Source organism: Frigoriflavimonas asaccharolytica, assembly GCF_013294015.1.
Lineage (GTDB): Bacteria > Bacteroidota > Bacteroidia > Flavobacteriales > Weeksellaceae > Frigoriflavimonas > Frigoriflavimonas asaccharolytica.
On record NZ_JABSNO010000004.1, the window covers coordinates 33,593 to 47,370 of the forward strand.

A 13,778-nucleotide genomic window follows, 5' to 3' on the forward strand; every position below is an offset into this window, starting at 1 on the left:
GCGACGAGTAAACATAATTATAAAAAAAAAGAGATTTGAATAATTCAAATCTCTTTTTTTTGTGATAATTTTAATCAAATTACATCCCAATTACGGGCATAGAAAGCATTAATAAACTTTCTTCTTCATCCAAACCATCTACAGGTTTTAAAATCCCTGGTTTGTTGGCTTGTGAAAATCTCATAGAAACATCATCAGAAGATAAAACAGAAAGCATTTCCGTCAAAAATTTTGAAGAAAAACCTATGTTGATATCTTCGCCATTATAATCGCAAGGAACCTGCATATCTGCTTTGTTTGCGTATTCTGTATCTTCTGCATGAAGGTGCAAAATATTTGCAGACAATTTGAAACGAATTTGGTTCGTAGATTTGTTAGACATAATAGATGCTCTTCTAATCGCGTTCAAAAGAAGATTTCTATTTATTGTTAAAACGTTCGGGTTTTCTTTTGGAATTACAGCTGCATAATTAGGATATTTTCCATCTATCAAACGGCAAATCCAGATATTTGTACCGAAAGAAAATTTTGCCATTACTTCATTAAATTCAATAGTAACGTCTTCATTTGCGTTATTCAAAATATTTTTGAAAATCGTTAATGGTTTTTTCGGCATGATGAATTCCATTGGTTCTGCAATAAGATCTGTTCTTTTGTAAACCACCAATCTGTGAGAATCTGTAGATACAAAATTGGTTTCATTTTCGCCAAATTGGAAAAGAACGCCCGTCATTACTGGTCTCAAAGAGTCGTTGCTTGTCGCAAAAAGAGTGTTTGTCAAAGCTTCAGAAAGCACACCAGATGGAATCGTTACACTTTGTGCAACATCAAATTCTGGAATTTCTGGATAATCTTCTGCATTGTCTAGTGCTACAGAAAAGTTGTCTTTTTCGTCTAATATTTCTAGCAATTGTCCAGATCCTTCTTCATTATCCTTCACCATTAAGGTTAAAGGTTGCTCTCCATAAGTTTTCAAAAAATCTTGAAATATTTTTGCAGGAACGGCTATTTTTGCGTCTTCGTCAGATTTTACTTCTATGGAATTAATCAAAGTAGTTTCGCCATCAGAAGCAGTTATTTTTAGCAAATTTTCAGACAATTCAAATAGAAAATTTTCTAATATCGGTCTAGATTGGGAAGTGGCAATCACTCCGCCTACAGTTTGCAAAGCTTTCTGCAATTCTCCACTGGAAACTATAAATTTCATAAGTAAATTTTTATTATTTTTAATTGTGATATGTTTTCGCCAATCTAACTTCTTGTTTCCAAAACAGATTAATGTAAGTTAGCGGTATCATACATTATTATTAATTTCACAAATATAAGAAATTGACTTTTAATAGGACAAGAAATTTTTAGGATTATTAATAATCATCACAATAAAAAATTGAGATTACTATATTTTGAATATTTTTGTAAAATTAAACGTAAGAAGTGATTAAAATTCATTTGTTGAAACTGGTAGAAGAAAGCGTCAAAAATTTTGATGCAGAAGCATCCGCTGACCTTATTAAAGCAGAAAAATTTCTAAAAGCACAAGCAAAAATAGAAGACGACATTTCTGTTTATGATGTAGATTCTGTTTTAAATTTATATAAATTAAATGGCAATTCCTTTGGTGTTTTGCTTAAAGATAACAGCATTCTACAAATTTTAAATGCCGAAACCACAGATCTCAAAAATAAAAGTATTCTTGCAAGCATAGAAAATGACGAAATTTTGGAAAATTTCGCGCAAATATTCGAGGGGAATATTAAAGATTTTATCCAAAAAAATATTTTAGTTTTTGGCTGGGGAAATCTAAAATACCTTGCCGCATACTTCCGGAAAATAATTTCGTCTAGAAATTTAGAATTTTTAAAAACTCAAATTAGTTCAAAAAATCAAACCATTATTTCAATATTTCCATTTCCAGAGAAGTATAAATTTCTTGATAATGAATATAAATATGCGAATGATATTGGTTTTTTTCAACTACAATCTGTGCTAGATCCCTTATTTTTTGAGGAAGATATTAGAAAAATCAACAATACTTCTATCAATTTTCAAAAAACAGATAAGAGGAACAAATTTTATCTTGGTAGAATAATGATGGCGATCTACGGATATAAAACTGATCATAAAAATCTGGCGGATGTGCTGCGCGGAAATTATTCCGTAGGTGCGAATTGGGTAAATTCCTATAAATCTTCAACTTACAAAGTTTCAGATCTAAAACACGTACGGTATTTTGATTTGCTATCTTATTTCTCTCACCGAAAAACTACGAAAACGAAAGAAATTATTATACTGATAATGATTTATGGAATGTTAATTTTAACGGTGAGTCCCTTTTTTATTAGAGATTATAAATTTTTAGGTTTAGCACTTCTGGTTGAATTTATTTTATACCTAATATTCAATAAAAAACTAAGTAAGAATTTTGAAAAACATTCTAAAACCCAAAACGATTTTTCATTTTATAGAAAATTTAAAAAATTCACGTATAATTTTATCAATTTAAATTTATTTCTTCTCATTGTAGCAATTTGCATATTAATTATTGTCACCGTTGTTGCTACTTTAATTGCTGTTCCACACAGTATAGTGATTTTTGGTGTGCTTATTTACAAATTGATACGAAATTTTAATAAAAGATAATTTACCGTAAACCGAGATTCCCATCATCTTCTTGAAAAGGATCTTTGGGTTTCTCTATCAGAAGGCTATACATTTCGCTCACAATATACTTCAATTCCTTGTAAGCTTTATTTTCCAAAGCTTTGTCGCCATTTTCTATTAATCTGTTCAGTTGGTGTTGATCTTTATATTCTTGTGGATTTCTACTTTTATAAGAAAAATATAACCCGATATAAGCCTCGTCTTTTTTGTAATAAATGCTTAAATATAACTTAGAAAGTTCTTTAGTTTTCCTTTTAATAAGCGCTTTTTCATTGGATTCTAAAAAGGCTTTTTCGTCTTTAATTATTTTATTATAAAAATCTATTTGCATTGGCGAAGCATCTTCCAAAACCTCATCCATTTCATTTTTTCGCTCTTTATATTCATCTATTTCTGCAATCACATCTCGAAATCTCACCAATTGATCGTAAGATTGCAAAGCGCGTCTTTTTCTTTCATCTAGTTGAAAAATTTGTTCCGTCGTATCGTTGTCTTCTACTTCTATTAACATAAAACTAACAGCAAAAAGTTCGTCTTTAATGGCTTTTAGTTTTGCATAGAATATATAATTATCTTCATCATTTTCTGCGTGATACAGTTCATTATCAATTTCAGAAATAATTTTATTTATATCTGTCTTAAATTTTTCTTTGTTTAAGATTTTCGCTTGTGGATTGAAGATTTCATTTATTTCGAAATCGATAGAACTGATGTATACAGAAACGCTTAACTCTCGAGATTCACTCATTGCAAATTTCAATTCTATATCCATCCCTTTCAGCAGATTTTGGGGTATTTCCTTGCTGTTAATTTCCAAAAAACCAATACTCACATTACTACCAGGTAGCGTACCAGCTTTTCCTTCGGTGATATTGATGATGAGTTTATCTTCCTGCGTATTCAGAAAATTTTTGGAAGTGGTTTTATAAATGGTTTTTTTTAAGGGTAAAATTTCATTTTTGGTAAATATTTTCTCCAAATAAGTATTCCCAAAATTATCATCTACTTCCAAGCAAATATCATTGGGTAAAGGTTGACCAGAAATGCTATAAACACCATGATTGATGGAAATATCTGCTTTTTCAAAAACTAAATTTTGTTTTCCGTTATAAACAGAAACTGTGAAATCATTTTTTTGTTTTGGCAAAACTTGTACAAACTCAGAAAATTTTTTTTTAAAGGAAATCAAACCGGTATCAAAACCACCATCTTTCCGGATGATTCTATAAAACCCTTCAAAGTTTTCGGCAGAAATACCCATCAAAAGTTCTTCTTCATCTTGCGTATTTGCCTCGTTGATAATTTGAAATTCTGTAGAATTTTTCTTTTGGGTAAATGTATTTTCTACACTGGTATCCGTAGAAATTTCTTTTACTTTTGTACCTGCAAAATAAGCAGCACCCACCATTATAGAAGTTATAGGATCTATGGAATTATCAATCTTAATATGAAAAACGGCCTGCAGTCTTTCTCTGATGAAGGGAATATACGTTGTACCACCGACTAAAATGATTCGTTCTACATCTTGCGCAGTTTTAGAATTATCTTCCAATAATTTTTCTATTAAAACTACAGATTCTTCTATTTTTGCAGAAATCACTTGGTTGAAATCGTTTCTGCTAATGTTGAATTCTACAAAATAGTCGCCACCATTTAATTCTATTTCAGCAATTGCATTTTCTTTTATAGAAAGTTCTTTTTTAATTTCTTCGGCAATGTAGAGCAACTCAAAATATAATTTAGACCATGCAGCATCTTGCTTTTGCAACATTTTTTTGTAAAGATTTTCCTCTTTCAAAACTTTTTCAATTTCTGGAACTAGCAATTTTTCGATTACCAAATGATCCAAATCTACACCTCCCAGAAAATTGTTTCCTTCATGATCAATCACTTTCAATTCACGTTCATCAATCTTCACTAAAGCAACATCAAAAGTTCCGCCTCCAAAATCATAAACCAACCAAAATTTTTCTTCCGAATGCTCAATATTCTGAAAATTTGCATATGCCAAACATGCTGCAATTGGCTCTTGCAGCAGTACAACTTGCTGAAAACCTGCCAATTTACCAGCTTGTTGTGTTGCATTGGATTGTATCGTATCAAAAGAGGCGGGAATTGTGATAACTGCTGCCGTTGGTTTTTCTTCTGGTAAAAAGCTAAGCAGCTCTTTTAAAATCATCGAAGATAATTCTACAGGAGTTTTAGAATCTTCAGAATCAGAAATTTTATACGTAAAATCTGTTCCCATTTTTCTTTTAAAAGAAGAAAAAACATGCGGATTGCCCGTTTTCAAAAGTTCTCTTGCCTTTTCGCCAATCACAATTCTACTTTTGCGAAAAGCAACTACAGAAGGCAAAGTTTCGCTAAAGCCAACTGGATTTTTGTAGATGATTGCTTTTCCGTCTTGAAGTTTGCAAATACCAGAGTTGGTAGTACCCAAATCTATTCCGTAGTTTATATTTTCCATCTTCTATTCTGCTATTACAATTCCTTTTTGCATCAAAATAAAATCTGTTCCATCTTTTTGAAAAATGGCAGGTTTTAAAACTTTCACAATTTTAGGATTTTTAGAATCCCCAACTAAATTCACCTCCAGAGAAGTATCTCTTTCATCATAATATTTACCTAATGGATTGGAAATAAGAAAACCTAAATCTTCAAACTCTTGCTGAATTCTTTCTAAATTCCTTTCGAATAAAGATATATTTTGTTCTAAAGCTTTTTTTTGAATTTCAAAAACCTGATTGATAATTTGTAGCATTGACGATAATTAATGCACTAAAATAGGAAATAAAAAAATGGTAAGTGAAGAATTTTCTTAAAATTTATTCTTAATTATTTATTTTGGATAATTAATAAATAAAATATGAATGGCCAAAAATTTCAACCCGAAAAAATTAAATAAAAACTACTTTATTTTCCAAAAATTGAAAAAATGTTTCCCACAGAAATTTTATCTTTTCCAGCAAAAGCGATGCGATTTTTATCAATCCACTCACAAACGTAGAAACCTTTCTCATTAGAGATTATTTGCCATGTTTTTCCGAAATCATGAGAATAAGAAATATGCTGATCTCCAATAGCTACTATTTCTTTTCCCTTCGAGCCAGGACGAATTTTCACGCAAGTAGAATAACCTGCATTTTTTCCTGAAGCTTGTATTTGCCAAGTTTCTCCGCCATCAAAAGTAGTTGCGATATTGTTGATATTTTCTGCTTGTTTGGTATAATCTCCACCAACTGCAATTCCAAATTTATTTTTGTGAAAATCTATAGAATACATTCCTTGGGACGAAGATCCTTGAATGAAGGGTGTTTCTATCGCCTTAATTTCTTCTGTTTTCAAATTAAATTTTAAAATTCTGGAGGTTATTCCGCCAGTTGCTAACCAAACCCACTTTTGAAAGCTTGCAATATTGGTATTGCTTGCTGCAAACGCTGCTTCGCCTTTATTTAATTTAAAATTTTTGAAATTTTCTGTATTAAATTTTTGATTGTAGTGGTAAAATTTAGAAAATTGTAGATCTAAGTTTTCAGCGGGATCGCTAAATGTGTAGAAAAAACCACCATTAAAATGCAGAGCGTCATAAAATGCAGTCTTCAAAGTATCTGTGTGAACTATTTTTGAAGTCAGTGTTTTTTTATCAATTTCAAAAAAGTGGGCGGGACTTTCTATATTGATGGCATAAAAGTATTTTCTATTTTGCGATAAAGTCCGGAATTGCAAATTTTTATCGGATAATTTAATTTGCTTTTTATTTTTTTGATTTACTAAATCAATAAAGCCAAATTTAGAATCTGTACCAGAATACCAGACTTTTCCATCCCATATTTGCAAAGCTCTGATAGAAATTTTGTCTTCTAAAATGTTGGTCAACTTTAATTTTTGGGCAGAAAAATTTAGACTTGCTAAAAAAAGTAAGGTATAAATTAATTTGTTTTTCATAATGCTGTAATTTAACAAAGAAAAAATCCCGACCGAAATCAGGATTTTAAAATTAAGAGATTATTTTTCGTTATTTAGTTTACTATTTTTCATTCCATATAAAAAGTAGATAGCCAAACCTAAAGCTAGCCAGATTCCCAATCTTTCCCAACTCTCAATTGGCAAACCAGCCATTAACAAAACACAAATTAAAACACCTAAAATCGGCACAAATGGAACCAATGGAACTCGGAAACCACGTACAGCATCAGGATTGGATTTTCTCATCACAATAACGCCAATACAAACCAAAGAAAAGGCAAACAAAGTACCGATACTTACCATATGACCTAAATCTGATACAGGTACAAAACCTGCAAAAATACTTACAAACACCATGAACATAAGGTTTGTCTTGTATGGAGTTCTATTTTTTACGTGCAAATCGCTAAATATTTTTGGTAACAAACCATCTGTACTCATACTGTAAAAAACCCTGCTCTGTCCCATCAACATTACCAACATTACGGAAGTATAACCTGCGATAATAGCAATAGTTAAGGCGGAATTTAAAAAGGTGTACCCAGTTTTTGCAAAAGCAGATGTAACAGGACTTGCATCTCCTTTGAAAGCAAGATAATTTTCTAAACCTGTAAGTACAAAAGCAAAAAGCACATATAATACTGTACAAATTACCAATGATCCTAAAATACCAATCGGCATAGATTTTTGTGGATCTTTCGCTTCTTGTGCAGCTGTAGAAACGGCATCAAAACCGATGAATGCAAAGAATACAACACCTGCTCCACGCAAGATACCACTCCAACCATAATGACCAAAGAAATCACTTCCAAAAAATTCTAGAAAAGACATTTTTCCGCTTCTCCACATTTCTTCGCCTTCATTTACAGGAATAAAAGGAGTATGATTTGCTGTATTTATAAAACCCCAACCAAGCGCGATAAACACTAGTACAACAGTAACCTTTAATATTACCAATATATTGTTTAGTAACGCGGATTCTTTGGTTCCTCTAATCAACAAGAGAGACAACAAACAGATGATTATAATCGCTGGAAGATTCACAATACCTGGTTGAGATACAACTCCTGCAGCATCTGTAACCTTATCCCACGGTCCATGCAGCATAGAAACTGGTAAATCGACACCTAATTGACCTAAAAATTTCGAAACATATTGAGACCAACTTGCGGCAACTGTTGCAGCACCCAATGCATATTCTAAAACCAAATCCCAACCAATAATCCATGCTACAAACTCCCCCATAGTTGCATAAGAATAGGTGTATGCACTACCTGCAACGGGAATCATAGATGCAAATTCTGCATAGCACAAACCTGCAAATGCGCAACCTATAGATGCCAATATAAATGAAAATACAACAGCTGGACCAGCATTTTCTGCTGCAGCTATACCAGTAAGTGAAAATAAACCAGCACCAATGATAGCACCAATTCCTAGTGCTACTAAAGATGTTGCACTCAATGTTTTCTTTAATCCTTTTTCAGTATCATCTGCTTCGGCAAGCAGTTGATGAAGTGGTTTCTTTTTCCAAATGTTAGATGTCATAATTGGTTTGATTTTTATTATTTAAAATTTCATAATTAAATATGAAAGCAGCAAATTTAAATAATAGTTGGTATAGAAAAACTAATTTTTTCATTTTTTTTTTGCATATTGCGTACTTAAATAATTTAAGAATAATTTATGAGAGGAAAAATAACTATTTTGTTTTTGATGATATTGCCTTTTTTAGGTTTTGCACAAGAGAAAGGTTTAGACGAAAAAATAAACGATGCATTTATGCCTATAGCAGATACTTGGGAAGGTATCGTACTTTTTAAAGTTCCAATTGGAGAATATAATATCCCTTTTGTAGTGCTTCTATTGGTATTAGGAGCAACATTTTTCACTTTATATTTTAAATTTCCAAACATTACAAAACTGGGTACAGCCATAAAAACTGTTCGAGGAAAATACACAGATATAGAAATGCATGGTGCAGATTTGCTCTATGACAACGAAGAACCTATCGGTGTAGAAGATATTCCAAATACGATAAGAGACGAAAGTGCGCATGGAGAAGTTTCCCACTTTCAGGCATTGGCAACCGCAGTTTCCGGTACTGTGGGTTTAGGAAATATAGCAGGAGTAGCAGTAGCGATAGGTCTTGGTGGACCAGGAGCAACATTTTGGATGATTATTTGTGGACTTCTTGGGATGTCGACAAAATTTGTAGAATGTACTTTAGGTGTAAAATATAGAGATGTAGGACCAGACGGAACAATCTATGGTGGACCAATGTATTACCTTACCAAAGGATTAAAAGAAATGGGATTTAAAAATTTCGGGAAAATCTTAGGTGGTTTATTTGCAATTTTATGCGTTGGTGCTTCTTTCGGAGGTGGAAATGCTTTTCAATCCAACCAAGCTGCGGTGCAAATAAGTTCTATTTTAGGTGTAAAAGGTGGCGCAACTGGTGTAATCATTGGTGTTGTGCTTGCTATTTTTGTAGGAATTGTAATTATTGGTGGTATCAAACGTATTGCAAAAATTACCGAAAAAATCGTGCCTTTCATGGCAGGTCTTTATATTGTAGCTTCTCTAATCATAATTTTCGCAAACTTTAGCGATGTTGGTTTTGCTTTTCAATTAATATTTGATGGAGCATTCACGCCAATGGCTGGTTTGGGTGGTCTGGTTGGTGTTTTAATTGTTGGTTTCCAAAGAGCAGCCTTTTCAAACGAAGCTGGCGCAGGTTCTGCAGCAATTGCTCACTCTGCTGTTCGCACAAAATATCCAGCATCAGAAGGAGTTGTAGCGCTTTTAGAACCATTTATAGATACGGTTGTAATTTGTACAATGACGGCTTTAGTTATTATTTTCTTCAATATCAATGGTTCAGATGCACAATCTGTTTTCAACTATACAGCGGAACATGGAAGTAGTGTGCTATTAAACGCTACGGGTCAACCAATAAATGGGGTAGATTTAACTTCGATGGCATTTAATGATACCATTCCACATTTTTCTTATGTATTGACAGTTGCAATAGTACTTTTCGCTTTTTCAACCATGATTTCTTGGTCTTATTATGGTTTGCAAGCTTGGAAATATCTTTTTGGTAAAGGGAAATTGGCAGATTTAGTTTATAAATTAATGTTTTTACTTTTTGTAGTAATCGGTGCAGCAGCGACATTGGATGCGGTTATTAAATTTTCTGATGCCATGATTCTGGCATTAGTTTTCCCAAACATGATCGGACTTTTATTCCTATTCCCGAAAGTACGAGCAGAAATGAAACGCTACCTTAGTGCTATTAACACTAAAGAAGTTGCTATAGAAGAAGGAGCGGTAGATTTGAAAGATCATTTGTAGTATTTGAATTTTACGATTAAGGGCCAAATTTTTTAAATATAATTCTAAACAGCTTAAGTTTACTCTTTTAAAAAAAAACTTAAGCTGTTTTTTAATAGTTGTAGAAGCAGAAATACATGATCTTAAAAGATTTATACGGACTAAAATGAAGGAGATTGCATTAGAAAAATTTAATATTGGAATTGTTTTATTTTCGTTCTCAATAGCTTTTCTTTTTCCTTTTGAACTTTTTCTGTTTTCATATGCATTTTTGGGACCTATACATTACTTAACTGAAATAAATTGGCTGCATCAAAAAAAATTTTTTGCAGAAACAAACTTTAAATGGACATCTATTTTTGTGGTTTTTACAGTTTTTATTACAGCATCTGTTGTTTTAAATCAAATACCTAGTTACACATATTATATCAAAGATTTTTTTTATTTAGATTATGCTATATTGTCCATAAGTGCACTATTGTTCTCGATAGGTATGTTATCTCTAAAAAAGAAAACGCACTTAATTTTTGCATTAATTTCTTGTATCTTCATAGTTATTTTATTTAGAAAATTAATACCTACAGGTTTTTATTTAATTGGTGTTTTTTTACCTACTATTATTCATGTATATATTTTCACTATTGCCTTTATGCTCTATGGAAGTTTAAAAAGTAAATCGAGTTTTGGGTTCATATCTCTCTTTATGGTAATTCTTGTTCCAATAGTAATTATCTTATTTCCAATTGATAAAGTTAACATACTCACTTCCAGTACATTTATAGATACATATAAGGATACAAATTTCACGAAAGTAAATCAATCAATTTCAGTTTTGTTTAGAATAAGAGATTTTAGTCTAACATCTGCTGTAGGTGTCAAAATTCAAATATTTATAGCTTTTGCATATACCTATCATTATTTAAATTGGTTTTTAAAAACAAATATTATTGGATGGAAAAAGAGCATAACTAAAAATAAATTGTTGGCAATTTTAATAATTTGGGCAGGCTCTATTTGTCTATATTTATATGACTACCAAATTGGATTAATCGCATTATTCTTTTTAAGTATATTGCACGTTTTTCTAGAATTCCCCCTAAATATAATAACTATAAAAGAATCATTTCGACTATTTAAAAATAAATAACGTGTATTTTAACAAAATGACTGTTTAAATAATAAATTTCCATTATTTATTCCTAAAACCTTAATAATTTTACTAAAATCATCAAACAATTTAAAAAAGTTAACGCTTCTGTATTTGGAATTGCAAATGCTTTTTTTGTTTTAATAAATATTATTTTCATTAACTTTATTCAATGATTTTAAAAGACATTTTCCATTCAGATTTAGTGAAAGAAATTGAAGAATCCGGAAATTTAAAACAATTTGCTGCCGGAGACGTTATCGTGAATATGGATGCTTACATCAAACATATTCCCGTGGTAATTTCTGGAAGTATAAAAGTGATTAGAACTGAAGAAGACGGGCGAGAAATCCTACTCTACTACTTAACGCCAGGAGAAAGTTGCATCGTTTCTATTCTTGCCGGAATGAAAAATGAAACTTCAAAAATAAAAGCGATTGTAGAAGAAGATGCAGAAATAATGCTGATTCCCTCTGATAAAGCCAAAGAATGGGTGAAAAATTATCCAGAATGGACAGATTTCATATTTAATTTGTATCAAAAACGCTTCGAAGAATTGCTTGATGTCGTAAATTCTGTGGCTTTCCAAAAAATAGATGCTCGTCTTTTGCATTTAATAAAGCAGAAAACACAGCTTTATCAATCCAAAGAAATTTCGGTTACCCATCAAAAATTAGCCGATGAATTGGGAATTACGCGTGAAGCTACAAGCAGAGTTTTGAAACAAATGGAAAAAGATCATCTTGTAGTTCTTTCTCGAAACAAAATTGAGCTTCTGTGATATTGATTACTGTAATCTAAATTTCACCGACATAAATTTGCATCATTAATTACAATTAAAACCCAAATTTATGTTAGATACTATCAATAATCTTTTCGGATTTAAAAAAACAGATTACGCAGAATTAGTAAAGAAAGGTGCGATTATCGTAGATGTTCGCAGCAAAGCTGAATACGCAGGTGGACATATCAAAAATTCCATCAATATTCCTGTTGATCAATTGGCGAATAATCTTTCTAGATTGAAAGATAAAAATAAAACCATCATTACCTGTTGCGCTTCTGGAATGCGAAGCGGTTCTGCAAAAACAATCCTTTTAAATAATGGCTATACCGATGTTCACAATGGCGGAGGTTGGGGAAGTTTAAATGGAAAAATTTAAATTTAAACGAACTTTTTATTCAATTTTTTGGGCAGCTTAATCCGCCTTCCGTTCCCAATCTTTTTTTGTCAAAAAAGGATTTCCACTCAAGTCGGGCTGCGAAAGATTCAATAATAAAATTTCAAATTTCACAACACTAAAACCTCGAATTTTTTCGGGGTTTTGTTTTTTGCACATACATTTTCCACTTTTTTAAGCTCACGGATTTCACAGATTTACACAGATTTTCTTGTCCGTAAATATGTTCATTCTAAAATTAAAAACTCATCCATGAAAATCTGTGAAATCTGTGTGCAACAATTCAATGCTAATTTTTACTAAAACCTAGGATTTTTTCGGGGTTTTATTTTTTGCACAAACATTTTCCACTTTTTTAAGCTCACGGATTTCACAGATTTACACAGATTTTCTTGTCCGTAAAAATGTTCATCCTAAAATTAAAGACTCATCCGTGATAATCTGTGAAATCTGTGTGCAACAATTCATTGCTAATTTTTACTAAAGCCTCAAATTCTTTCGGGGTTTATTTTTTGCACAAACATTTTCCACTTTTTTAAGCTCATGGATTTCACAGATTTACACAGATTTTCTTGTCCGTAAAAATGTTCATTCTAAAATTAAAAACTCATCCGTGAAAATCTGTGTAATCTGTGTGCAACAATTCATTGCTAATTTTCACTAAAACCTCGGTTTTTTTCGCGGTTTTGTATTTAGCACATATATTTTCCACTTTTTTTAACTCACGGATTTCACAGATTTACACAGATTTTCTTGTCCGTGAAAATGTTCATTCTAAAATTAAAGACTCATCCGTGAAAATCTGTGAAATCTGTGTGCAACAATTCATTGCTAATTTTCACTAAAACCTCGGATTTTTCGGGGGTTTGTTTTTTGCACAAACATTTTCCACTTTTTTAAGCTCACGGATTTCACAGATTTACACAGATTTTCTTGTCCGTAAAAATGTTCATTCTAAAATTAAAGACTCATCCGTGAAAATCTGTGAAATCTGTGTGCAACAATTCCTTGCTAATTTTCACTAAAACCTCGGATTTTTTCGGGGGTTTGTTTTTTGCACAAACATTTTCCACTTTTTAAAGCTCACGGATTTCACAGATTTACACAGATTTTCTTGTCCGTAAAAATGTTCATTCTAAAATTAAAGACTCATCCGTGAAAATCTGTGTAATCTGTGTGCAACAATTCATTGCTAATTTTCACTAAAACCTCGGATTTTTCGGGGGTTTGTTTTTTGCACAAACATTTTCCACTTTTTTAAGCTCACGGATTTCACAGATTTACACAGATTTTCTTGTCCGTAAAAATGTTCATTCTAAAATTAAAGACTCATCCGTGAAAATCTGTGTAATCTGTGTGCAACAATTCATTGCTAATTTTCACTAAAACCTCGGATTTTTCGGGGGTTTGTTTTTTGCACAAACATTTTCCACTTTTTTAAGCTCACGGATTTCACAGATTTACACAGATTTTCTTGTCCGTAAATA

10 protein-coding genes are annotated in these 13,778 nt (G+C 31.7%); 5 read left to right on the forward strand and 5 right to left on the reverse strand.

Annotation, left to right across the window (positions count from 1 at the left end; all coding sequences use genetic code 11):
• Positions 1-79: 79 nt before the first annotated feature.
• Positions 80-1,207, reverse strand: coding sequence for a DNA polymerase III subunit beta (gene dnaN / locus HNQ03_RS03485; protein ID WP_173778269.1), 1,128 nt, complete (start codon positions 1,205-1,207; stop codon positions 80-82).
• A 245-nt stretch (positions 1,208-1,452) separates the two neighbouring features.
• Between dnaN and HNQ03_RS03490 the strand changes: the two genes are divergently transcribed.
• Positions 1,453-2,640, forward strand: coding sequence for a hypothetical protein (locus tag HNQ03_RS03490; protein ID WP_173778270.1), 1,188 nt, complete (start codon positions 1,453-1,455; stop codon positions 2,638-2,640).
• A gap of 1 nt (position 2,641) precedes the next feature.
• Here the strand turns inward: HNQ03_RS03490 and HNQ03_RS03495 are convergent, their stop codons facing one another.
• The 4 genes from HNQ03_RS03495 to HNQ03_RS03510 all read right to left on the reverse strand — a co-directional run bounded on the left by HNQ03_RS03495 (position 2,642) and on the right by HNQ03_RS03510 (position 8,175).
• Positions 2,642-5,128 (reverse strand): Hsp70 family protein, encoded by a 2,487-nt coding sequence (locus HNQ03_RS03495; RefSeq protein ID WP_173778271.1) that lies wholly within the window; start codon positions 5,126-5,128, stop codon positions 2,642-2,644.
• Positions 5,129-5,131: 3 nt separating this feature from the next.
• The gene (locus HNQ03_RS03500; protein WP_173778272.1) at positions 5,132-5,422 is read right to left on the reverse strand and encodes a hypothetical protein; all 291 of its coding nucleotides are present in this window, start codon (positions 5,420-5,422) and stop codon (positions 5,132-5,134) included.
• 152 nt (positions 5,423-5,574) lie between these two features.
• On the reverse strand, positions 5,575-6,606 hold the full coding sequence (locus HNQ03_RS03505) for a beta propeller repeat protein (RefSeq protein ID WP_173778273.1): 1,032 nt from the start codon (positions 6,604-6,606) through the stop codon (positions 5,575-5,577).
• Positions 6,607-6,666: 60 nt separating this feature from the next.
• Positions 6,667-8,175, reverse strand: coding sequence for an amino acid permease (locus tag HNQ03_RS03510; protein ID WP_173778274.1), 1,509 nt, complete (start codon positions 8,173-8,175; stop codon positions 6,667-6,669).
• A 138-nt stretch (positions 8,176-8,313) separates the two neighbouring features.
• Here HNQ03_RS03510 and HNQ03_RS03515 point away from each other — a divergent pair, with 138 nt between their 5' ends.
• From HNQ03_RS03515 to HNQ03_RS03530, 4 genes are all read left to right on the forward strand, one after another.
• On the forward strand, positions 8,314-9,984 hold the full coding sequence (locus HNQ03_RS03515) for an alanine/glycine:cation symporter family protein (RefSeq protein WP_173778275.1): 1,671 nt from the start codon (positions 8,314-8,316) through the stop codon (positions 9,982-9,984).
• 145 nt (positions 9,985-10,129) lie between these two features.
• On the forward strand, positions 10,130-11,110 hold the full coding sequence (locus HNQ03_RS03520; RefSeq protein ID WP_173778276.1) for a hypothetical protein: 981 nt from the start codon (positions 10,130-10,132) through the stop codon (positions 11,108-11,110).
• Between the two features lie 172 nt (positions 11,111-11,282).
• Entirely contained in the window at positions 11,283-11,891 is a 609-nt protein-coding gene (locus tag HNQ03_RS03525) for a Crp/Fnr family transcriptional regulator (protein ID WP_173778277.1), read from the forward strand.
• Between the two features lie 70 nt (positions 11,892-11,961).
• The gene (locus tag HNQ03_RS03530) at positions 11,962-12,273 is read left to right on the forward strand and encodes a rhodanese-like domain-containing protein (protein WP_173778278.1); all 312 of its coding nucleotides are present in this window, start codon (positions 11,962-11,964) and stop codon (positions 12,271-12,273) included.
• Positions 12,274-13,778: the final 1,505 nt, after the last annotated feature.

Bases quoted from the DNA above. Each gene is read 5' to 3' on its own strand.
- HNQ03_RS03520 (WP_173778276.1), top strand. From the start codon at position 10,130: ATGAAGGAGATTGCATTAGAAAAATTTAATATTGGAATTGTTTTATTT.
- HNQ03_RS03515 (WP_173778275.1), top strand. From the start codon at position 8,314: ATGAGAGGAAAAATAACTATTTTGTTTTTGATGATATTGCCTTTTTTA.
- HNQ03_RS03495 (WP_173778271.1), bottom strand. From the start codon at position 5,128: ATGGAAAATATAAACTACGGAATAGATTTGGGTACTACCAACTCTGGT.
- HNQ03_RS03530 (WP_173778278.1), top strand. From the start codon at position 11,962: ATGTTAGATACTATCAATAATCTTTTCGGATTTAAAAAAACAGATTAC.
- HNQ03_RS03525 (WP_173778277.1), top strand. From the start codon at position 11,283: ATGATTTTAAAAGACATTTTCCATTCAGATTTAGTGAAAGAAATTGAA.
- dnaN (WP_173778269.1), bottom strand. From the start codon at position 1,207: ATGAAATTTATAGTTTCCAGTGGAGAATTGCAGAAAGCTTTGCAAACT.
- HNQ03_RS03510 (WP_173778274.1), bottom strand. From the start codon at position 8,175: ATGACATCTAACATTTGGAAAAAGAAACCACTTCATCAACTGCTTGCC.
- HNQ03_RS03500 (WP_173778272.1), bottom strand. From the start codon at position 5,422: ATGCTACAAATTATCAATCAGGTTTTTGAAATTCAAAAAAAAGCTTTA.
- HNQ03_RS03505 (WP_173778273.1), bottom strand. From the start codon at position 6,606: ATGAAAAACAAATTAATTTATACCTTACTTTTTTTAGCAAGTCTAAAT.